The following is a 21,785-nucleotide window of genomic DNA, read 5'->3' as shown; positions in this document are numbered from 1 at the left end:
CAGGATGCTGATTTTTCGACCGGACCATGGGGTTGCTTTGCGACTAAAACCTCACTATCTTGTGGTGATAAATTTTCAAACCCCAATATCTTGTGGTGTTTGAAATTTCAGCCCCATTTAACTCAAAGGCTGACTGAATTGTATTCAGTCTATCTCATCTACCTTTAAGTACCTCAAAAATCAGAGGGCTGACCGAACAAAATTAATAAATGACGTTAAAGATACTTTATAGGCGCTATCATGGGTAATCAGCTTTTCGTTGAAAAACGAAATGGACAAAAAGAGCTATTAAATCTAGATAAACTTCACCAAGTTATCGAATGGGCAGCAAAAGACTTAGACAATGTGTCCGTTTCTCAAGTAGAAATGAAGTCACAGATCCAGTTTTTTGATGGCATAAAAACTGAAACCATTCATGAAACTATTATTAAATCTGCTGCTGACTTAATCTCAGAAGACACACCTGATTACCAATACCTTGCAGCTCGTTTATCAATATTCCATTTGCGCAAAAAAGCCTATGGTCAGTTCGAGCCGCCTAGACTTTATGATCACATCAAAAGACTCGTTGCAGACAAACGCTATGATGAGCACCTACTAGCCGATTACACTGAAGCTGAATTTGATGAAATGAATGACTTTATCGATCATTCACGTGATTTAAATTTCTCTTATGCAGCTGTAAAGCAACTTGAAGGTAAATACCTGGTACAAAACCGCGTATCAGGTGAAATTTTTGAAAGCCCGCAGTTTTTATACGTTTTGGTTGCTGCTTGTTTATACGCAAATTACCCAGCCCAAACACGTATGGACTATGTGAAGCGCTTTTATGATGCCACTTCACAATTCAAAATATCTTTACCCACTCCAATTATGGCGGGTGTTCGTACTCCAACACGTCAATTTAGTTCGTGTGTATTAATCGAGTGTGGTGATAGCTTAGATTCAATCAATGCTACATCGAGCTCAATCGTTAAATACGTTTCACAACGTGCCGGTATTGGTGTAAACGCGGGCCGTATCCGAGCTGAGGGTAGCCCAATTAGAAGTGGTGAAGCTTATCACACAGGTTGTATCCCATTTTACAAGCACTTCCAAACAGCCGTTAAAAGCTGTTCTCAAGGTGGTGTTCGCGGTGGTGCAGCTACGCTATTCTACCCAATTTGGCATTTAGAAGTTGAATCGCTGCTTGTATTGAAGAACAACCGCGGTGTTGAAGAAAACCGAGTTCGCCATTTGGACTACGGTGTACAATTTAACAAGTTAATGTACCAACGTTTAATTAAGGACGACTACATTACTTTATTCAGCCCTTCTGATGTTGAGGGCTTATACGATGCATTCTTCGAAGATCAAGCCGAATTTGAGCGCCTTTATGTGCAATACGAACAAGATGAATCAATTCGCAAGAAGCGCATTAAAGCACTTGAGTTATTTAGCCTATTTGCTCAAGAACGCGCATCTACAGGCCGTGTTTATCTTCAAAACGTTGACCACTGTAATACTCATAGCCCGTTTGATTCAAAAGTCGCACCAGTTCGTCAAAGCAACTTATGTTTAGAAATTGCCCTACCGACTAAGCCACTGAATGATATCAACGATGAAGAAGGCGAAATTGCACTTTGTACTTTATCGGCATTTAACCTCGGTGCGATTAAAAACTTAGATGAGTTAGAAGACTTAGCTGAATTAGCAGTCCGAGCATTAGATAGCTTATTGTCTTACCAAGACTACCCAATCGCTGCAGCACAAAACTCTAGCTTAAATCGCCGTACACTTGGCGTTGGTGTTATTAACTTTGCCTACTACTTGGCAAAAAATGGGGTTCGTTATTCAGATGGTTCAGCAAATGCACTGACGCATAAAACGTTTGAAGCCATTCAATATTACTTACTAAAAGCATCAAATGAATTAGCTATTGAGCGGGGTGCTTGTCCTAAGTTTAACGAAACAACCTATGCTGAAGGTATTTTACCAATCGATACTTACAAAAAAGATATCGATGCAATCTGTGATGAACCATTACACTTAGACTGGGAAACATTACGTGACTCAATCAAGACTCATGGCTTGCGTAACTCAACACTATCAGCATTAATGCCATCAGAAACGTCATCGCAAATTTCAAATGCGACAAACGGTATTGAGCCACCTCGAGGATTTATTAGTATTAAAGCGAGTAAAGACGGTATTTTAAAGCAGGTTGTTCCAGAATATGACAAACTTCGCTTTAATTACGAGTTACTGTGGAACATCCCAAATAATAAAGGCTACCTAGGCCTAGTAGGTATTATGCAAAAGTTTGTCGACCAAACGATTTCTGCAAATACTAACTACGATCCAACAAAATTCGAAAATAATAAAGTTCCGATGAAACAGTTGATCGCTGATCTTCTGTACGCGTATAAACTGGGTGTAAAAACACTTTATTACCACAATACGCGAGACGGTGCAGAAGATGCCCAAAAAGACATCCAAAAAGAAGACCAAGATTGCGCCGGTGGTGCGTGTAAAATCTAGTTTTTTACAACTCAATTTGCGGTGCAAGTTATCGGACTTGCGCCCTTTTAATTTCTAGCCTGATCAAGTTTATAAGTATGAGTTACACAACCTTTAACCAAAATAATACTGACTATCTAAACGAACCTATGTTTTTCGGCAACTTAGTAAATGTAGCCCGTTATGATAAGCAGAAATACCCTATTTTTGAGCGTTTAATTGAAAAGCAGTTAAGTTTCTTTTGGCGCCCAGAAGAAGTAGATGTTAGTAAAGATAGACTTGATTACCAGAAGTTGTCGGCGCATGAGAAACACATTTTCACGAGTAATTTAAAGTATCAAACACTACTGGATAGTATCCAAGGTCGTTCCCCGAATGTCGCTCTACTGCCATTAGTGTCGTTACCTGAATTAGAGACTTGGATTGAAACTTGGGCATTTAGTGAAACTATTCACAGCCGCTCATACACACACATTATACGTAACATTGTTACTGACCCTTCCGTCATTTTTGATGATATCGTGGTCAATGAACACATCTTAAATCGCGCTAAGGATATTTCAATCTACTACGATAAACTGATTGAGATGACTCAGGCACATCATCTACATGGTGAAGGCACGCATGATATTGAAGGTAAGCAATTAACAGTAAGTGTTAGAGAAATCAAAAAGCTTACCTATTTATGCCTAATGGCTGTAAACGTGCTTGAAGCAATTCGTTTCTACGTCAGTTTTGCTTGTAGCTTCGCGTTTGCTGAGCGTGAGTTAATGGAAGGTAACGCAAAAATCATTAAGCTCATTGCTCGTGATGAGGCACTTCACCTCACCGGTACACAGCATATGCTCAATATTATGGCTTCGGGTGAAGACGATCCAGAAATGGCTGAAATTGCAGAAGAATGCAGACAAGATGCAATCGAGCTTTTCAAACATGCAGCAGAGCAAGAAAAAGAGTGGGCAGAGTACCTATTCAAAGATGGCTCAATGATTGGTCTCAATAAAGATATTCTATGCCAGTACGTAGAATATATTACTAATGTTCGTATGGAATCAATTGGTTTACCTGCTCAATTTGATACTGCACAAAACCCAATCCCTTGGATTAATGCTTGGTTAGTAAGTGATAATGTTCAAGTTGCACCACAAGAAGCTGAAATTAGCTCTTACTTAGTAGGTCAAATTGATAGCGAATTGAGTGCTGACGATTTTGATGACTTCGAACTGTAAGTAATTTACATACGAGTTAGACTGTAATAGGCCAGTTATCTTCACTGGCCTTTTTTATTATTATAAAGCTAAAACCCAAATACTCACCACCTTCATGACAGATAAGATTGAATACACCGTTCTAAAAAGCGAGTTTGAATCGTCAGGCTGTGACACCCTACTCGATTACATGGAGCAACAATCTTTGAAAGTTCATTTTCATTGCAGAGACGGATTTTGTGGTGCATGTCGTACGCCTCTTAAGTCAGGTGATATTAACTATGAAAAAGAGCCGCTAGCTTTTGTTAGACGGGGCGATTTCTTACCTTGCTGTAGTAAACCTTGCACAGATATTAAAATTGAAGCTGAAAAAGACACAGACTAATATAAATAAAATAGTCAGTTAGATAATAAAAAAAGCGGCCTATGAGCCGCTATTCTGTTTTTAGTTTAAAATTTAAATTCCTTTGCGTTCACGCTTAGTAGCAATAGCATCCATGTATGCATGCCAGCTTGCAAAGCCGAGCAATGGCATTAACACTATGAAGGCTAAAAATGCAGTGGCAAAACCAATTACCACACATGTAACAATTATGCTGGCCCAAAGTAACATTACACCTTTGTTTGACCAAACTGCGTTAATGCTACTTAAAACAGCAGTCATTAGATCTACCTTTCTTTCAACGAGGATAGGTTGAGTAAACGCACTTATAAGAAAGACGACACACGCAAGTACTCCGCCTACCACACTGCCAACGATTAAAAATGGCATAAGCTCGGTTAAGTCATCCCCTACGTATGGTGGGTACAACGCATGGATGAGTGAAGCTACTCTGAGCCAGAAGATCATCACTACGAGTAGTAAGATTGCAAATGCAATTTCATTAACAGTATTTCGGTGTATGGCTTTTATGCTGTGCCACAAAGATGGCGTATGACCTTTCTTAAATTCCCAGCTAACATCGTAGAGCCCAGCCGCTAAAAACGGACCGACAACCATGAAACAAACCATAGCAGGCGCTATCACTAAATGGTTGTCCGTTAGAGAAACAAAATATGTTATGGTTAGTGGTATAAGTGTAAAAAATATGCCGTAAAACATGGTTATCAGGGGTGCTCTTGTCATATCGAGCAATCCTAACCTGAGCCACTTTACTGGGTCTCCCCAATCTAATTCATTACACGGTATGACACGACCCATTTCATTGTCGTGTAAAGCATTTTCTTCCTTTCTCATTGCATGTGACATAGCAACACCTTCAATTTTCAGATCATCAACTAGCCTGTTAGGCCAAACGAATATCCAAGGCAGAATTTGTGGCGAGGTACTGCGCGTTAGGATGTTTCTTTGACATCATTAACAGCACTTTCTGCATATCGGCAGGACGTAAGTACACCATCATTAAGGCCTTGCCTGTATTTAAGTATTGTTGAAATTTTTCAATTTTGTAGTTTTTTTGACTTATACCAATTAAACCTCCTAGCCATGTTGTGAAACCACTTAATAAAAGAGTAACTAAAACAAAGTTATAGAATTCAGGACGCCAGCCAAATGGCTGGTAAAAAAACAAGAATATGGAGCTGAGTACGCCGATTGAAATGCCGGATACCAAACCCAATTTTCCTGCATGTATCACATTACTTTGTTCGAATAAGTTGGCTGCGTGCAGATGATTAGATTCCACTTCGGCATCGTTTTGACTCATAAAATGAATATGGTTGTGCTTTATGCCAATAAACTCTAGATCTTCATCAATTTCGACAATTTCTTTCATGTCATCGATTAGATATTGAACCTGTAACATATTGAACCTCGACGTTATCCAACTAATAATTACATACGCCCAGAGAAAAAAATCGTTCACTTTTAATACAATTAAAATTTTCAGCTTGTGCTGGTAAAAAGAGGTAAACAATTTTTCCCTATTTTTGGCATTTTTACTTCACATAAAGCGGCAGTTACGCTACTTTGGCTTGTCTATAAAAATTATAAAAATAATCAATTAAATAAGCGTCAATTGGGGTTTACGGGAGCATAAACAGTGACAGAAATTAAGCAATCCGATAAGTTAAGGCATGTTTGTTATGAGATCAGAGGTCCCGTAGCAAAAGAAGCCAAGCGTCTTGAGGAAGAAGGTCATAAGATCTTAAAACTTAATATCGGAAACCCAGCCCCGTTTGGATTTGATGCCCCAGATGACATCCTTAAAGATGTGATCCGCAACTTACCTCAATCACAGGGTTATTGTGATTCTAAAGGTATATACTCAGCCCGAGTTGCGGTTATGCAATATTACCAACAGAAAGGCATTCTAAATGTAGATATCGAAAATATTTACATTGGCAACGGCGTATCGGAGCTGATTGTAATGGCAATGCAAGCACTACTAAATACTGATGACGAAGTGCTCATCCCTGCTCCAGATTATCCTTTATGGACAGCTGCAGTTGCATTATCCGGTGGTAAACCCGTGCATTACATCTGTGATGAACAAGCCGATTGGTATCCTGATATAAAGGATATGGAAGCGCGTATCACAGACAAAACTAAAGCTTTGGTGCTTATTAATCCAAATAACCCGACAGGCTCTGTTTACCCTAAAGAAGTACTCGAAGATATTCTTGAACTCGCCAGAAAGTACAACCTTATTGTATTTAGCGATGAAATCTATGACAAAGTGCTCTATGGTGATGTCCAGCATATACCAACAGCGAGCTTAGCAGATGATTTATTCCTTGTTACGTTCGGTGGTTTATCTAAAAACTATAGAATTGCAGGCTTTAGAGCGGGCTGGATGATGCTCAGTGGTGCAACCCATCGCGCCAAAGACTTCATCGAAGGGCTCACCATGCTTGCATCTATGCGCCTTTGCGCAAACGTCCCTTGCCAGCATGCCATTCAAACTGCATTGGGCGGCTACCAAAGTATCAACGAATTGATTATTCCTGGCGGTCGTTTGTATGAGCAAAGCTTATTTGCCTATGAGCGAATTAATTCAATAGAAGGTTTAAGTTGTGTTAAACCAAAAGGCGCCATGTATGTGTTCCCTAAACTCGATCAGAAGAAGTTTAATATCAAAGATGATCAGCGCATGATCATCGACTTCCTCCGCCAAGAGAAAATCTTAATGGTTCACGGTACTGGCTTTAACTGGCCAACACCAGACCACTTTAGGATAGTTACCTTACCTCATGTCGAGGTCTTAGATGATGCCTTTAACAAACTAGAGCGTTTCTTACACAGTTACTCACAATAAGGAAGTTTATCAATGGCCGGACACAGTCACTTCTTTGCCCATATGGCGAGACTTAAATTGATCAATCGTTGGCCATTGATGCGTAATATCCAGACTGAAAACGTACAAGAGCACAGTCTACAAGTAGCGATGATAGCTCACGCACTGGCTCTAATTGGCAACGAGTACTTTGAAAAAGAGTACGATGCCAATGCTATCAGCACCCTAGCCTTATATCATGATGCTTCTGAAGTACTTACCGGCGATTTACCTAGCCCGGTAAAGTACTTCAATCCTAACATCGCAAAAGAGTATAAAAAAATAGAAGTCATTGCCGAGCAAAAACTGGTCGACATGCTGCCAGAACGGTTAAAAAAGTACTATCAACCTCTAGTTTGCTCAATTGACCATGACGCCTCTCAATACCAAATCGTCAAAGCAGCTGATATATTAAGTGCTTATTTAAAAACACTTGAAGAATTATCAGCAGGTAACCACGAATTCAAACGGGCTAGTGAAAAGCTCAATGAAGAGCTAGACAGCCTTCCTCTCGAAGAGGTAAAGCTGTTTAGAGAAACTTTTGTTGAAAGCTTCAAACTTAGCTTGGATGAAATAAGTGTACAAAGCTAAAAATAGATTTCATGAAGTATTATTTTGATAACAGCAAAATTAACCTCAAAAATGGTCAAATTTTCCATCTAGGCCAAACCCACCAATTAAGAGCTAAAACGTTACTTGTGCTTAAAGCGCTGATTGAGCGCCAAGATTGCATAGTCGATAAAAGTGAATTACTTGCCCAAATATGGCCTGATGTAGTTGTACAAGAACAAGTACTGGTGCAATCTATTAAAGAGATCAGAGATATCTTGGGTTCTGATGTCATCAAAACCTATCCCAAAAAAGGTTATCAATGGGTCCAAACACTGGAAACAAGTAACCGCAACAAACAGCATTCAATATATACAATAATAGCTGGTGCTATCCTACTCGCATTCTTGGCTCTTGCTTGGTTTTGGCAGCAACAGATTGATCAAGAACAAAATAACCAGATAAGTATTGCCTTTTTACCAGTCAAGAATGAAATGCAAGATGCTCTTCACGAGTGGGTCCCGTTAAAAGGTATGGACTATTTAAGTCACCGCCTAGAAGAGCAAAGCCAGCTCAATGTGCTTAACAGCGATGACTTGGTATTCGCTATGGCGCGGACACGTGACTTTGATAGTCAGTCAATCGAGCAGCAAGTTTATCAACTCAGAAAAAAGCTGGGTGCTGATATTATTATTCAAACTCGGTTAGCTGGCTTTCCACAAGACTTCCAAATTCACTATACGATGTTTTCAGCACATAATGTGGAGCGTGGCGTTGAGTTTGCTAAAACGCCCTATCTAGCATTTGATAAACTCATCGCTCATATTGCACAGCGCTATGGTAATTTCGCCCCATCGAGTATCAATTACCAAAGTGATTTTAGTAATGAAGCGTTTGCCAACGGCATCGAATTTTATTTAAAGCGAGAATACCAGCAGGCCATCACATATTTTACAGCCGCGTTAAATGCCAGCCCAACATTACTCAGTGCCCGTCGTTATTTAGCAGCAAGTTATGCCAATTCAGGCGATTTAGCAAAAAGCTTAGAATTATTAGAAGAAAACATCCAAGCAGCACAAGTTGCGGGTGATAAGCGCGAAGAGCTAAGAGGTTATTTAATGGTCGGCTACCTCATCATTAATTATGATAATCCAGATGACCGAGCTAACAGGCTGCAAACAGCAGAGCAATATCTAAACACCGGAATGCAATTAGCAACGCTTTATCAAGATAAGCTTTTTATAGCCTATACGCATGAAGAGCTAGGTAAGGTAAAGCGTATTCAAGGTAAATACTTACAAGCTGTACCCTTGTTAAAATCAGCATTAGAGCACCATAAAGCATTTAGGGGCTCATATGGCCAAACAACGGCTTTAATTGAATTAGCAAAGGTAGCCGCTGCTCAACACCAATATGAGCAAGCTTCTCACTACTTTGCGCAAGCCCATCAGATTGCCGATACCAATCAAACACCATCCAATAAAGTCTGGATCTTACTGGCTCAGGCCGATGTACTATTAGCACAAGATAAAACATCGCTAGCAAATGAAAAGGCAGTAGAAGCCAAAGCAGTCGCCCAACAAGCACAAAATGATATTCTAAAAAATAGAGTTAATGCCTGGTTTAAGCAACACCCCATCTACGATGTGAATTGATAACCCACTAAATGAGCATAACCAGAAACTAAAAAAGCGCCGAAAGGCGCTTTTTTAGTGAAATAATCAATTCGATTAAGGATTAACGACGTAAACCTAAACGAGCGATTAAATCTTGGTAACGGTCAGCGTTTTTACGCTTTAAGTAGTCTAAAAGACTACGACGTTGGTTAACCATACGGATCAAACCACGACGTGAGTGGTGATCTTTTTTATGGTCGCCAAAGTGACCTTGCAACTTGTTGATGTTGTGCGTTAATAAAGCAACTTGTACTTCTGGTGAACCAGTGTCGCCTTCTTTAGTCGCATATTCAGCAACGATAGCTGCTTTTTCTTGAGTACTTAGTGACATAATCTTCTCCAAAATAAAAAGGAAGTAAAACAAAGCTGCCGATCACTAATTCAGCCAGCTTCAAAAGAGCGCATATTCTAAAGTAATTAAAAAATACCGCAAGTTATTAATTAGTCTTCACTAATCGCTTAGGTTGGATTAACCCTTTTTCATTCACTTCAACCAAACCGACAAACTGTTCGCTTTGATAAGCTCGGTACAGTGACGGTTCAGTACCTTCTGGGGCATAGAATCGTTGTCCTTGCTTTAATCGAGCAGCTTGCTCCTCAGTCAATTCAAGCGTGGGTAAATCTTGTAACGCAGAATCCACAGGTAAAAGTAATCCATCAATCGCGTCAAGCCCTTGCTCGGCAATGGTTTCTAATGCTTCAAATGACATCATTTTTGCATAAGGGTAATTCGCAACTTGGGTACGCCTTAACTCTGTTACATGCGCGCCACAGCCCAATACTTCACCTAAATCATCGACTAAGGTTCGGATATATGTGCCTTTAGAGCAGCGAACTCTCAATTTGAGTTTAGGCAATTCAATTGCTTGTACTTCAATTTCATAAAATGTGATAGTACGCGTTGGCCTTGGAACATCAATACCTTGTCTTGCATACCAATACAAAGGTTTCCCTTGGTATTTCAGGGCAGAATAAACAGAAGGTGTTTGTTGTTGTTCGCCTAAGAAAGATTCAATTGCAGTGAAGATTTGTTCATTCGTTACTTGCACATCACGTGTTTCAACGACCTCTCCTTCGCGATCACTCGTCGTTGTTCTTTGACCTAGCAAAGCGGTCACTTCGTACTCTTTATCAGAGTCGAGTAGAAATTGACTAAACTTTGTTGCCTCACCAAAGCATATAGGTAGCATGCCAGTAGCAATCGGATCTAATGCTCCCGTGTGACCTGCTTTTTTTGCTTCAAAGCAATGTCTTACTTTTTGTAGCACTTGATTTGATGAAGCGCCGTCAGCTTTATCAAGCAAAAAGACAGCATTTAAATCACGATAAATTTTCTTAGCCAAGATTAGGCATCCTCAGCCGTATCATCAGCATCGACATCACGACCGGCATCCTGTGCTTTCGTTTTGTCTTGATTACGGGCTTCATCCACTAATCGAGACATGCGAATACCTTCAATTAAACTGGTGTCCAAATGGAAACGAATAGCAGGTACGGTGCGCATTTTCATTATTTTAGCTAACAGTGAACGAATGTAAGGCGCCGCTTCATTAAGTGCTTTTAACAATTCGTTTTGTTTAGTTTTGTCTGATTCAAAAGAAGAAACAAACACTTTGGCGTACGCTAAATCTTTGGTCACTTCAACTTCAGAAACCGTCACCATGCCAATACGAGGATCTTTGATCTCGCGTTGTAAAATCACCGCTACTTCTTTTTGCACTTGCTGTGCAACACGTTCGGTACGGGAAAATTCTCTTTTCACTATAAAAACTCTTAATATTTAAGACAAAAAAGGGGCATACGCCCCTTTTATCAAGTTGAGTAAGTTACTCGTGATTATAGCTCACGTTTAACTTCAACAATTTCATAAACTTCGATCATATCGCCTACGCGTACGTCATTGTAGTTCTTAACACCGATACCACATTCCATGCCATTACGAACGTCTTGTACATCGTCTTTGAAACGACGAAGTGATTCAAGCTCACCTTCGTAAATAACTACGTTGTCACGTAATACGCGAATTGGGTTGCTGCGTTTAATTGAACCTTCAGTAACCATACAACCTGCGATAGCACCAATCTTAGGTGATTTAAACACATCACGAACTTCTGCTAAGCCCATGATTTCTTGTTTAAACTCTGGTGCTAACATGCCGCTCATTGCTGATTTAACTTCATCAATTAATGCATAGATAACGCTGTAGTAGCGAAGCTCTAATGACTCAGCATCGATAACTTTACGCGCACTTGCATCAGCACGAACGTTGAAGCCTAAAATGATTGCATTAGAGGCAGCAGCTAATGTTGCATCAGTTTCAGTGATACCACCAACACCGCTACCAACAATTTTTACTTTAACTTCATCAGTAGATAGTTTCATTAGTGAATCAGAAATCGCTTCTAATGAACCTTGTACATCTGATTTAAGTACAATGTTAAGTTCTTGAACTTCACCGTCGCCGATATTGGCAAACATGTTTTCAAGTTTAGCTTTTTGCTGACGCGCTAATTTAACTTCACGTAACTTGCCTTGACGCGCTAAAGATACTTCACGAGCTTTACGCTCATCTTTTACTACAGTCGCCTCGTCACCTGCTTGTGGTACGCCAGAAAGGCCAAGGATTTCAACCGGAATTGAAGGACCAGCAACTTTAATTTCTTTACCGTCTTCGTCACGCATAGCACGAACACGACCGTACTCTAAACCACAAAGAACGATATCGCCCTGCTTCAACTCACCTTCTTGAACTAAGATTGAAGCAACTGGACCACGACCTTTATCAAGGCGTGATTCAATTACGATACCTGCAGCCATACCCGTAGGTACTGCTTTTAAGTCAAGCATTTCAGACTGTAATGAAATGGCTTCTAATAATTCTGGAACACCTTCACCTGTCTTAGCTGAAACGTGACAGAACTGAACGTCACCGCCCCAATCTTCAGGGATAACGTCAAATTGAGATAACTCATTTTTAACGCGATCTGGGTCTGACTCTTCTTTATCAATCTTGTTAACAGCAACAACTAAAGGTACTTCTGCGGCACGCGCGTGCTGAACAGCTTCTTTAGTTTGTGGCATTACACCATCATCAGCAGCTACAACCAATACAACAATATCTGTCGCTTTCGCACCACGAGAACGCATAGCAGTAAACGCCGCGTGGCCCGGTGTATCTAGGAAAGTTAGCATGCCGTGGTCAGTATCAACATGGTATGCACCAATGTGCTGTGTGATACCACCCGCTTCACCAGATGCAACTTTTGTTGAACGGATGTAATCGAGTAATGAAGTCTTACCATGGTCAACGTGACCCATGATAGTAACTACCGGAGCACGATCAGTTTTCTCACCCTGCTCACCACGGTCATTTAATACTTCATCCTCAAGCGCATTTTCGTTAACTGCAATCGCTTTGTGACCTAATTCTTCAACGATTAAGATAGCCGTATCTTGATCTAGAATTTGGTTAATCGTTACCATTTCGCCCATTTTGAACATGAACTTAATGATTTCATTCGCTTTAATCGCAAGCTTATTCGCTAAATCAGCAACAGAAATTGTTTCACCAATTTTAACTTCTTGCTTAGTTGCTTCTACAGGCTTTTGGAAGCCGTGCTGCATGTTCTTAGGCTTGCTTAATGGACCTTTTTTGCCCGCTTTGCCTTTACCACGGTGCTGAGGAGCATCGTCGTCTTTTTTCTTTTTCTTCTTACCACTGCGACGAGAACGGCGCTCTTCACGCTCATCTTCTTCATCTTCTGCTTCTTGCGCATACTTATTAGTGTGTAAGTGAACTTCTGCAGCTTCTTTTGCTTTACGCTCAGCTTCTTCTTGCTTCCAACGATCAGCATTTTCTTCAGCAAGACGCTTCGCTTCTTCAGCAAGTTTAGTCGCTTCTTCGTTTGCTTTGCGTTCAGCTTCTGCTTCTTGACCACGTTTAATTTCTAACGCTTCTTGCTCTGCTTTTTCGATTTCAGCTTTTTCAGCAGGTGACATATTATCTTGTGCTTCCTGTTTAGCTTTCTCTTCAGCTTCGCGCTTTGCTTTCGCTTCAGCATCTTTCTTAGCTTTTTCTTCAGCTTCTTGTTGAGCTTTTTCAGCCGCTAGACGTCTTGCCTCTTCTTCTTCAGCTTGACGTGCTGCAGCCTCTTCCGCTTCTTTCGCTAAACGCGCTTCTTCTTCCTTTTGACGCTGTTCTTCAACTGCAGAAGCTTTCACGTAAGTGCGCTTTTTGCGAACTTCAACTTGAACAGACTTGCTCTTACCAACGCTTAACGTACTTTTTGTTTTGCGCTTTAAAGTCATTTTACTTGGCTCAGCAGCTTCGCTACCGTGCTGTTTAGCAAGGTGATCGAGTAAGGTTTGCTTCTCATCTTCAGTGACTGATTCACCTACTTGCTTGCTAATACCCGCCTCTGCAAATTGCTGGACTAGTTTATCTGGGCTAGTGCCAACATCAGCGGCTAGTTTTTCAATTGAAACGTCTGACATTCAGTTTTCCTCCGAAAGTCTATTATTCTTCTTCACCGCCGAACCAGCAGATGTTACGCGCTTTCATAATTAAGTCGCCAGCAGCTTGCTCATCAAGCTCTTCAATATCTGCTAAATCATCGATACCTTGTTCAGCTAAATCTTCTAAAGTGCAGATGCCTTTGCTCGCTAAAACAAAAGCTAAATGGCGCTCTAAGCCTTCTAGGCCTAATAGGTCTTCAGCTGGTTCTGAGTTTTCTAACGACTCTTCGTTGGCAAGTGCCATTGTCGTTAATGCAGCTTTTGCACGATTTCTTAATTCTTCAACTAAGTCTTCGTCAAAGCCGTCGATTTCCAGTAGTTCAGCTACTGGAACATATGCAACTTCTTCTAAAGTTGAGAAGCCTTCATCAATTAATACTTCTGCAAAGTCTTCATCAATATCTAACTTATCAGTGAATAATGTCATCACTTTGTCGTTTTCTTCTTGATGCTTAGCATTTAAGTCATCAACAGTCATCACATTCAACTCCCAGCCTGTTAATTGGCTAGCAAGGCGAATATTTTGACCAGAACGACCGATAGCTTGTGCTAAGTTGTCTGCTTCTACAGCGATATCCATTGTTTTCTTGTCTTCGTCAACAACAATAGATGCCACTTCAGCAGGAGACATTGCATTGATTACGTATTGAGCTGGATTATCGTCGAATAAAACAATATCGATACGCTCACCGTCTAACTCACCTGATACCGCTTGTACACGTGAACCACGCATACCAACACACGCACCAACTGGGTCTAAACGCTTGTCATTTGTTTTTACAGAGATCTTGGCACGAGAACCTGGATCACGTGCTGCTGAGCGAATTTCTAGCATTTCTTCGCCAATTTCTGGTACTTCAATACGGAATAATTCGATCAACATTTCTGGACGTGTACGGCTCATAAATAATTGAGCGCCACGTGCTTCAGGCTTAATGTCGTATAATAAACCACGAACGCGATCACCTGGACGGAATGTCTCACGCGGTAAAAGTTCTTCGCGATGAATGATTGCTTCTGCGTTATTACCTAAATCTAAGATAACGCTATCACGTGTAGACTTTTTAACGACACCCGTTAATAACTCGCCTACACGATCTCGGTATTCATCAACAATTTGTGCGCGCTCTGCTTCACGTACCTTTTGTACGATAACTTGCTTAGCAGTTTGCGTCGTAATACGGTCAAACTCAATTGATTCGATTTGGTCTTCGATATAACCACCCAGTTCAACTTCAGGGTCGTCGTATTTAGCGGCTTCGAAACCAATTTCGCTAAATGGGTTTTCTAAACCAGTGTCTGAATCTTCAACCACTAACCAACGACGGAAAGTGTCAAAATCACCAGTTTTGCGATCAATACTAACTCTAACTTCAATGTCGCCTTCGTATTTTTTCTTTGTCGCTGTTGCAATCGCAATTTCTAATGCTTCAAAGATTTTTTCACGAGGAACGGCTTTTTCATTAGATACAGCTTCTGCTACTAAGAGTATTTCTTTATTCATGCTAAGCCTCGCTTTCCCTTACCCGTTAAAACTGAGGTACAATTTGAGCTTTATCAATATTCTTAAAAGGGATAACAAACTCACTGTTGTCTAAGCTAACAACGATGTTGTCACCTTCAACCCCTTCTAAGACACCTTTAAATTTACGACGACCATCTACTGGTAATCGTGTTTTAATATTTATCACCCCACCCATGTATAGTTCGTATTGCGCTAGTTTAAACAAGCGACGATCCATACCTGGCGATGAAACCTCAAGCGTATATTCACTTGAGATTGGATCTTCTACATCCATAATGGCGCTAATGTGGTGACTGACTTCAGCACAGCCATCAACCGTTACACCATCAGGGCTATCGATATACACGCTCAATGTTGAATGCTTACCTGCGCGAATGAATTCGATACCCCATAACTCAAAACCAACCATTTCAACAGCTGGTGCAATTAATGATTCTAGAGTGACTTCAAGCTTGGCCAAGTTAAGCTCTCCTAAAATTGAACGCTAAAAAATAAAAAAGCCCCGATACGCTTATCGAGGCTTCCAATACAAATTCGATAATGTGGTTGCGGGGGCCGGATTTGAACCGACGGCCTTCGGGTTATGAGCCCGACGAGCTACCAGACTGCTCCACCCCGCGTCAGTATTTGAATTATAGAAAGGAATTACGTCCTTACCTAATTCAAATAAAAAGCCTTTAAAAGGCGTTGGTAAGTGTAGATCAAACATTAAAAACTTGATCATTACCAATAAAAGATGGCGCGTATTCTAACGAGTTTATTAACCAATGTCACTGTAAAAATAAAACTTAACACTAAATTATGCTGTTTCTTCAACAAGGGCTGTTCGCAGCACTGTGTAGCTATCAGCTTTTGCTCCGTATTTGACGACATTGGTTACTTTAGGTGATAACAAGTCATGCCATTTATTTACATAAGTGGACAAGTCCAAGTTAGATTCAATTGTGATTAAGCTATTAGTGTATTCAGGTGAAATATGAAGACAAATAAATGAATCTTTTTTAAGGGCATTAAGTGAAAACCCCCAGGGCTCAAAAGCATGATACTGCACAGTAAAGTCTGCTAAAACCTGATCTAACCGCAAAAAAGCAATCTGCTGCTTTGCCGTAAACTGACGAAAATCATTAACAATATTCAAAGGTAAAGCTGAAAAATGATAATGATTTCGGCTATTGAATAAATTCAAATAGTCTGTTTCTTTGATGTGCTGATAAGTTGTGCCAAGGGTTGTGATTTCTGCAGATAAGGGTAAACCTTTTACGCTGAACCACGCTTGCCAGTTTTCATATTCATCTAGATGTGAGTTTGGTAAGTGCATCGTTAGCTTATTAACTGCAAGCGCAACATCACCGTCACAGAATGCGCATTTTTGTAAGACCTCCAATAAATACTTAGCCGCATTGGCAACTTGAGTATTACCACAGGTAATTAACAAAATACGATCGGCCCAAACAAATAGGCTCGATTCAGATAGCACATAAGCTCGGCAGTATTTATTTTCAATTTTGTTGAGGATTTCTGCTCCCGCTCGTTTACACATCTCAAGCCAAAAATCATCCGTTAAAGCGAGTAGCGATGGGCATTTGTTCTTATCGAAATAAATGGTTAATTTTTTTTCAGACGTGTCGAACAAAATGGCTTTCCCTAAACTGATTCAAAGCAACGCAAACTATAAAGGAGTTTTTAAAAAGCATCAAAAAGATATTGGTTTTGCTTTAGCAACATCGCATCAACTTCTTTTTGCTTCATCCCATAGCGAGTAAAAGTTTCCGCTGAAATATCAGTGATAAACGCACAGCTTTTTACCGACTCAATCATATTTTGTAATCGAGGTTTTGCTGCAGCTTGATAGGTAGCTAGATAACTTAGCTCTAATTCAACAACTTTGTAATCCGGTGCATTTACCGCCTCAACATCCATTTGAAGCACCCAAACTAAAGCATGCTTTAGTAAATCGTTCAAAAAAGTGTTTCTCGCATTTTCTGAGCCCACTTGTTCAAGCCAAGTATTTACAGCTAATTCCCTGGTCTTTAAATCGTAAGTAATAACTAACTCATCCTGTTCACCGTGCTTGGCGATAAACTGACTGTCATTAAATCGACTAGCAATGGCCTTACTGAGTGCCTTTGCTTGTGCAGATGTGAGCTTAGACAAAAGCGCATTTAATCGTGTCGGTTTGGCCGATTGAACCAACCAAGCTCGATTAGTATCATTCGTCACACGTGAGATAAAAGCAGACGTTTGCGCTGTGGTGTGTACAAATAGGTTCTGCAACGCCTGTTCTAAACCAATAGTGCGCCCTGAACCGCCCTGGTTTTCGATCTCTTTTCGTTGCACAAGCTTACTAAAAAACTGCTTGCCAGCGTGTTTATTTGCATTAGCCCTAAAGCGATAAACTTGCTCATTCGTATTCATACTAACAAGCTGATATGGAAGCTTTTTAAGTACGTGTTCCGTTGTTGTTAGTTGTAAATCAGGTAAGTCGATTTCAACCACATCCCCCACTGCTAAATTCAGTGGCTTTTCCAAAGTAACTTGTAAACCACTGACTGAAAAATTCTGTACCAAGCCTTTTATTGCTTGCCTGTCTGATAGAACAACTACACTAGTTTGTAATTTATACCTTGCCTCTTTTCTCTGCCCTAAATATTGATAATTAACCACTTTGATATCTGACTCAACCTGCTTGATAAGCTCAAATTGAGTGAGCTGATTTACACTCAGCGAAGGATCGGGTTTATAAGCCTGGTAGGTTAATTTTGCTGGTTCATAAGTAACATCAGTCAGCATAGCTAAAATGTTTAACTTATTTAGATGTTTGGATAACTTAGCCGACAGTGGCTTATTGAGTTGCTGAAACTCACTGCTTGCAGAACTTGGAATCGCTAAAGGAGACCAAGCTGCTTTTGCATCGAGCAAATGGCACTGTAATTTGTAAACTCGCCAGCTCACTTTAGTGGCGCCAAAATTGAAGAATAAGGCAGCCAAGTTTTTATTAACCAACTCATCTAGCGTAGCAGCAAAGAAATGTACTTTGCCTTTTTGCGTATAGGTGAAGGAATACAAAAATGTACTTTTAACCTCCCCTACTTTTTGCATTAATGGGTAGATACGCTCAAAGGTAAAAACACTGTTCAGCTGATTTACATGCCTCTCATCAGACCAATATTGAATTAATCCTTCATTGCTTTTTTGCTGACAAATATATTCAGTATTAACTTGGGTTCCGCTATACGATAAAAATACAGGAATACTGGGTGTAGTATGAAAGTAAGCGTGTTCAAATAACTTATTTCTTGCAGCATCAAGTGTATTACATGTGTCTAATTTATATTTACGGCGATAACTGTGCACATATTTAGCCATAAACTCGACAAAAGCTTCGCTGTGTTTCGGCTTGTCTACTAACAACAACCCGGATTGCTTTTCAGTATCTTCCTCTCTTTGCCAGCAAACCTTGTAATTTTGTTTAAATGAGAAGTTCTGTTGGTATTGCTTGTCTAATGATTGAAAATAAACCGAAATTAATTCGCCTATCGGCAGTAGCACATCATCGGGAAGCTTTACCCGAATACCAGAGGGTGAAATATCTTTTGTTTTAGCTAGATATTCTTGGCCAGAAAAGCTCAACACCACATGCGTAACATAGTGCATACGCTCTTCATTTCGATTGATTCTTTGGCCAAAAACAATGGGCTCTTGCAAAGTTCTTTCTACTTCACTTTGCTGCTGTTTATACTCAAATGAAGCGGGTTTAGGCTTTTGCTTGAACGTTTGTAGCAAGGTTTCATAAACAACAACCAAATATTGCTCACCGTGCCTAAGGACCAACTCGTCAAATAGTGCCTTCGCTTCAAATGTTAAATAATGAGCAGTATTCTGATACTGATATAGCTGACATTGGTCACTTAAATGTCTTAAATCAAGCGGCCTTAAACAAGGTTTAGCTAGCCTAGACAACTCCATCTTTAACAAAAATCGGTCCGAAGTAGAGAGCTCAGCGGTTAAGTCGCTGAAAGAATCATTAAAAAAAGAAGTGTTTATTAGAGGCTTGAGTTCACTTAATAAATCGTTAAGTGGCTCTGAAAGTTGTTCCATACCGCGTTGCCATCATCGTTCTGAAAAGCTAAAGACTGCATAAACAGGTTAATTGAAGCTTTTATATTTGGCAACGTGTATCGAGAATCACTCTCAATTAATTTAATTTATACCATTCAACGCTAGAAAATGACGTTTAATCGCAGCTTGCGAAATATCGCTCAAACGCCGTTGACAAAATAAACACGCAAGCGCATGATGAAGTTCGTTTTAATAAATACATTTCAATCACAAATGACTATCTCCAAACGCACAAATAAACCGGTAATGCGACTGTGGCTAATTATGGCCAAGGTCACGTTTTGCTGTGTGCGATTAGGTAAGTCAAAATAAATTAAAACGTCTTATCTTAACCGCAAAAATCAGCTTTGCGGTTAAGATTCAATTTCTTTCCTTCAAAGCTTCTTTTTGCGGTTTACCTAAGCTGCCATAACATAAAAGGAGCAATAAAATGTCAGTGCCAGCAGCGTATTTAACCGTAATACTCATATGGTCAACCACCCCATTAGGTATTGTATGGAGCGCCGAGTCAATGAGCCCTCAGCTTGCGGTATTCATTCGAATGTCCATCGCGCTTGTTATCGGTTTAGGTTTAATTGCGTTATGGCGAATCAAATTACCTTTTTCAAAGGCAGCATTAAAACTCTATTTTTATTCTAGCCTTGGCATTTATCTGGGCATGATGTTTAGCTATTTGTCAGGCCAGTATATTTCATCAGGCTTAATGTCTTTAATTTTTGGTTTATCACCGATTATTTCAGGTCTTTTTGCCCAACACATCATCGCTGAGCCCAAAATGGGGAACATTAAAAAGGCGGCCTTAGGGATGGCGTTATGCGGTCTATTTATTGTCTGTATCGATAACATAGCACTTAAACACAACAGCGTAATAGGTATCGTACTTATATTGCTCTCGGTGATATGCTTTAGTCTGAGTGCAGTTTTAGTCAAGAGTGTAAAAATAGATATCAACCCATTGGCATCAACAATTGGCACACTGGTTATTTCAACACCATTGTATGCGATGACTTGGTATTTAACCGATGGTAACTTTGAGCCTAGTCAGTGGACGGAGCGCTCTATATCGGCAATTGTTTATCTTGGTGTCTTTGGCTCATTACTTGGGTTTGTAGCTTACTTCTATACTTTGCAGAAACTAAAAACCAGTACAGTGGCTTTGATAACGCTTATTACCCCTGTTATTGCCATCGCGTTAGGGATCAGCCTTAACAATGAGCAGGTCAGCCCAAGCTTTATAAATGGTGCAATAACAATAATATTAGGGTTAGCTTTGTATTTATTTGGTGAAAAGCTAGGAAAGTCTAAATACTTGAAAAGTGAGGTGGAATAAGAAAATTGGAGCGGCTAACGAGGCTCGAACTCGTGACCCCGACCTTGGCAAGGTCGTGCTCTACCAACTGAGCTACAGCCGCTCATCTTTTTACAAACAGGTTGTTTGCTGAAGACGCTGCGCATTCTATTTAGCTGAGAAAGAAAAGCAAGCATTAAATTCATTTTTTTGTTCAAGTGACTAATAATCATGCAAAACCATGATTTTCAGGATATATTTTAAACAGCCACTAAAAATCTAGAGTACTGATTAATTTAACCTATTGCTCTGACTCAACAAGGAAACGGTAATGCTAAAATTAAGCGTTAGTATTTTGCTGCTATTTTTAGCCTTACTGTCCTACTCACCTAAAACGCTAGCTCTAAATAAAGAGACCAAGATACTGCGGTTAGAAATGCCAGACTTTCCTCCTTACAGTTACTCAGAGGGCGGACAATTGAAAGGCATCGCATTTGAAAAGGTCTCGGCGATATTAAACCACGCCAAGATCAAGCATGAAATCCAATTTACTGCTAATTATGGCCGGGCCGTACACAATGTGAAAAATGGCTTGTCCGATGGCTTTTTCCTCGCCTCACAAAATAGTGAAAGAGATAAGATAGCCGTATTCTCATCACCGGTAATGATCAACAAATGGAGCTGGTTCAATCGAAAAGTTTATTCATATGATTTTGCCAGTGAAAGCTTCAAGCAAAGAGGAAATGTAGGTTCATACCTTAATGCCAATACCCACAAATGGCTAATTAAACAAGGCTATCGCAATATTATCGGCGCATCGACAATTGAGTCTCTGACCGAGTTACTGATTCACGATAGGATAGATAGTGTATTAGTAGCAGAATATGTTTTTAAACAAAGTGCGAAAAAGCTAAATGTTCCAATGTCTGCCTTTAAAGAAACAGTATCACAAGAAAAGCCTTTTGGAATTTATCTAGCAAAAAAGAAAATAGCAGATCAAAATGATTTGATGATAAGGATAAATAAAGCAATTAGAGATTTAGCTGCGAAGTAATGGTGCCCGGGGACGGACTTGAACCGTCACGCTGTTACCAGCGAGGGATTTTAAATCCCTTGTGTCTACCAATTCCA

Annotated in this window: 18 protein-coding genes and 2 tRNA genes; 8 read left to right on the top strand and 12 right to left on the bottom strand. The window is 40.0% G+C overall.

From position 1 onward, the window contains the following. The first annotated feature begins 240 nt into the window (after nt 1-240). The 3 genes from nrdA (at nt 241) to yfaE (ending at nt 4,092) form a co-directional block, all read left to right on the top strand. Nucleotides 241-2,520 (top strand): class 1a ribonucleoside-diphosphate reductase subunit alpha, encoded by a 2,280-nt coding sequence (gene nrdA, locus HR060_RS13860; RefSeq protein WP_174200892.1) that lies wholly within the window; start codon nt 241-243, stop codon nt 2,518-2,520. 77 nt (nt 2,521-2,597) lie between these two features. Further along, nucleotides 2,598-3,728 carry a class Ia ribonucleoside-diphosphate reductase subunit beta gene (gene nrdB / locus HR060_RS13855; RefSeq protein ID WP_174200891.1) on the top strand — a complete coding sequence of 377 codons (1,131 nt, stop codon included), beginning with the start codon at nt 2,598-2,600 and terminating at the stop codon, nt 3,726-3,728. A 94-nt stretch (nt 3,729-3,822) separates the two neighbouring features. Next, entirely contained in the window at nt 3,823-4,092 is a 270-nt protein-coding gene (yfaE, locus tag HR060_RS13850) for a class I ribonucleotide reductase maintenance protein YfaE (protein WP_174200890.1), read from the top strand. Nucleotides 4,093-4,164: 72 nt separating this feature from the next. On the opposite strand, the gene HR060_RS13845 is transcribed toward yfaE, so the two are convergent. Together HR060_RS13845 and HR060_RS13840 are read right to left on the bottom strand one after the other, a co-directional pair. After that, a complete protein-coding gene (locus HR060_RS13845; RefSeq protein WP_174200889.1) occupies nt 4,165-4,956 on the bottom strand; it encodes a DUF2189 domain-containing protein in 792 nt (263 codons plus the stop codon). 37 nt (nt 4,957-4,993) lie between these two features. Beyond that, on the bottom strand, nt 4,994-5,512 hold the full coding sequence (locus HR060_RS13840) for a YrzE family protein (RefSeq protein ID WP_174200888.1): 519 nt from the start codon (nt 5,510-5,512) through the stop codon (nt 4,994-4,996). 237 nt (nt 5,513-5,749) lie between these two features. On the opposite strand from HR060_RS13840, the gene HR060_RS13835 reads away from it, so the two are divergent. The 3 genes from HR060_RS13835 to HR060_RS13825 are packed head-to-tail and all read left to right on the top strand — an operon-like array spanning nt 5,750 to nt 9,186. Continuing rightward, entirely contained in the window at nt 5,750-6,964 is a 1,215-nt protein-coding gene (locus HR060_RS13835; protein ID WP_174200887.1) for an aminotransferase class I/II-fold pyridoxal phosphate-dependent enzyme, read from the top strand. Between the two features lie 12 nt (nt 6,965-6,976). Then, nucleotides 6,977-7,573, top strand: a complete 597-nt coding sequence (gene yfbR / locus HR060_RS13830) for a 5'-deoxynucleotidase (RefSeq protein WP_174200886.1) — start codon at nt 6,977-6,979, stop codon at nt 7,571-7,573. An 11-nt stretch (nt 7,574-7,584) separates the two neighbouring features. Next, nucleotides 7,585-9,186: a tetratricopeptide repeat protein gene (locus tag HR060_RS13825; protein ID WP_174200885.1), complete on the top strand. Its 1,602-nt coding sequence runs from the start codon at nt 7,585-7,587 to the stop codon at nt 9,184-9,186. A gap of 82 nt (nt 9,187-9,268) precedes the next feature. Here HR060_RS13825 and rpsO read toward each other — a convergent pair whose 3' ends face one another. From rpsO to HR060_RS13780, 9 genes are all read right to left on the bottom strand, one after another. Continuing rightward, a complete protein-coding gene (gene rpsO / locus HR060_RS13820) occupies nt 9,269-9,538 on the bottom strand; it encodes a 30S ribosomal protein S15 (RefSeq protein ID WP_174200884.1) in 270 nt (89 codons plus the stop codon). A gap of 106 nt (nt 9,539-9,644) precedes the next feature. Next, the gene (truB, locus tag HR060_RS13815) at nt 9,645-10,553 is read right to left on the bottom strand and encodes a tRNA pseudouridine(55) synthase TruB (RefSeq protein ID WP_174200937.1); all 909 of its coding nucleotides are present in this window, start codon (nt 10,551-10,553) and stop codon (nt 9,645-9,647) included. Further along, on the bottom strand, nt 10,553-10,969 hold the full coding sequence (gene rbfA / locus HR060_RS13810; protein ID WP_174200883.1) for a 30S ribosome-binding factor RbfA: 417 nt from the start codon (nt 10,967-10,969) through the stop codon (nt 10,553-10,555). The genes truB and rbfA overlap by 1 nt, the downstream gene beginning before the upstream one ends. A gap of 74 nt (nt 10,970-11,043) precedes the next feature. Next, entirely contained in the window at nt 11,044-13,701 is a 2,658-nt protein-coding gene (gene infB / locus HR060_RS13805) for a translation initiation factor IF-2 (RefSeq protein WP_174200882.1), read from the bottom strand. A gap of 22 nt (nt 13,702-13,723) precedes the next feature. Next, nucleotides 13,724-15,226 (bottom strand): transcription termination factor NusA, encoded by a 1,503-nt coding sequence (nusA, locus tag HR060_RS13800; protein WP_174200881.1) that lies wholly within the window; start codon nt 15,224-15,226, stop codon nt 13,724-13,726. Nucleotides 15,227-15,251: 25 nt separating this feature from the next. Further along, nucleotides 15,252-15,707, bottom strand: coding sequence for a ribosome maturation factor RimP (gene rimP, locus HR060_RS13795; protein ID WP_174200880.1), 456 nt, complete (start codon nt 15,705-15,707; stop codon nt 15,252-15,254). Between the two features lie 83 nt (nt 15,708-15,790). Further along, nucleotides 15,791-15,867: transfer RNA gene (locus HR060_RS13790), tRNA-Met, on the bottom strand. A 179-nt stretch (nt 15,868-16,046) separates the two neighbouring features. Further along, on the bottom strand, nt 16,047-16,880 hold the full coding sequence (locus HR060_RS13785; protein ID WP_174200879.1) for a hypothetical protein: 834 nt from the start codon (nt 16,878-16,880) through the stop codon (nt 16,047-16,049). Between the two features lie 50 nt (nt 16,881-16,930). Continuing rightward, nucleotides 16,931-19,345 carry a PilZ domain-containing protein gene (locus HR060_RS13780; RefSeq protein ID WP_174200878.1) on the bottom strand — a complete coding sequence of 805 codons (2,415 nt, stop codon included), beginning with the start codon at nt 19,343-19,345 and terminating at the stop codon, nt 16,931-16,933. 451 nt (nt 19,346-19,796) lie between these two features. Here HR060_RS13780 and HR060_RS13775 point away from each other — a divergent pair, with 451 nt between their 5' ends. Continuing rightward, on the top strand, nt 19,797-20,696 hold the full coding sequence (locus HR060_RS13775) for a DMT family transporter (RefSeq protein ID WP_174200877.1): 900 nt from the start codon (nt 19,797-19,799) through the stop codon (nt 20,694-20,696). A gap of 6 nt (nt 20,697-20,702) precedes the next feature. Here HR060_RS13775 and HR060_RS13770 read toward each other — a convergent pair. Then, nucleotides 20,703-20,778: transfer RNA gene (locus HR060_RS13770), tRNA-Gly, on the bottom strand. 207 nt (nt 20,779-20,985) lie between these two features. On the opposite strand from HR060_RS13770, the gene HR060_RS13765 reads away from it, so the two are divergent. After that, the gene (locus tag HR060_RS13765; RefSeq protein ID WP_174200876.1) at nt 20,986-21,708 is read left to right on the top strand and encodes a substrate-binding periplasmic protein; all 723 of its coding nucleotides are present in this window, start codon (nt 20,986-20,988) and stop codon (nt 21,706-21,708) included. Nucleotides 21,709-21,785 lie beyond the last annotated feature (77 nt).

Origin of the sequence: Marinifaba aquimaris (assembly GCF_013328345.1) — a bacterium.
Lineage (GTDB): Bacteria > Pseudomonadota > Gammaproteobacteria > Enterobacterales > Alteromonadaceae > Marinifaba > Marinifaba aquimaris.
The sequence above is the reverse complement of the archived record's forward strand: the minus strand, read 5'-3'. Positions and strand labels throughout refer to the sequence as shown.

Coding starts and splice junctions, on each gene's coding strand:
- nrdA (WP_174200892.1), top strand. CDS start 241: ATGGGTAATCAGCTTTTCGTTGAAAAACGAAATGGACAAAAAGAGCTA.
- nrdB (WP_174200891.1), top strand. CDS start 2,598: ATGAGTTACACAACCTTTAACCAAAATAATACTGACTATCTAAACGAA.
- yfaE (WP_174200890.1), top strand. CDS start 3,823: ATGACAGATAAGATTGAATACACCGTTCTAAAAAGCGAGTTTGAATCG.
- HR060_RS13845 (WP_174200889.1), bottom strand. CDS start 4,956: ATGTCACATGCAATGAGAAAGGAAGAAAATGCTTTACACGACAATGAA.
- HR060_RS13840 (WP_174200888.1), bottom strand. CDS start 5,512: ATGTTACAGGTTCAATATCTAATCGATGACATGAAAGAAATTGTCGAA.
- yfbR (WP_174200886.1), top strand. CDS start 6,977: ATGGCCGGACACAGTCACTTCTTTGCCCATATGGCGAGACTTAAATTG.
- HR060_RS13825 (WP_174200885.1), top strand. CDS start 7,585: ATGAAGTATTATTTTGATAACAGCAAAATTAACCTCAAAAATGGTCAA.
- rpsO (WP_174200884.1), bottom strand. CDS start 9,538: ATGTCACTAAGTACTCAAGAAAAAGCAGCTATCGTTGCTGAATATGCG.
- infB (WP_174200882.1), bottom strand. CDS start 13,701: ATGTCAGACGTTTCAATTGAAAAACTAGCCGCTGATGTTGGCACTAGC.
- nusA (WP_174200881.1), bottom strand. CDS start 15,226: ATGAATAAAGAAATACTCTTAGTAGCAGAAGCTGTATCTAATGAAAAA.
- HR060_RS13780 (WP_174200878.1), bottom strand. CDS start 19,345: ATGGAACAACTTTCAGAGCCACTTAACGATTTATTAAGTGAACTCAAG.
- HR060_RS13775 (WP_174200877.1), top strand. CDS start 19,797: ATGTCAGTGCCAGCAGCGTATTTAACCGTAATACTCATATGGTCAACC.
- HR060_RS13765 (WP_174200876.1), top strand. CDS start 20,986: ATGCTAAAATTAAGCGTTAGTATTTTGCTGCTATTTTTAGCCTTACTG.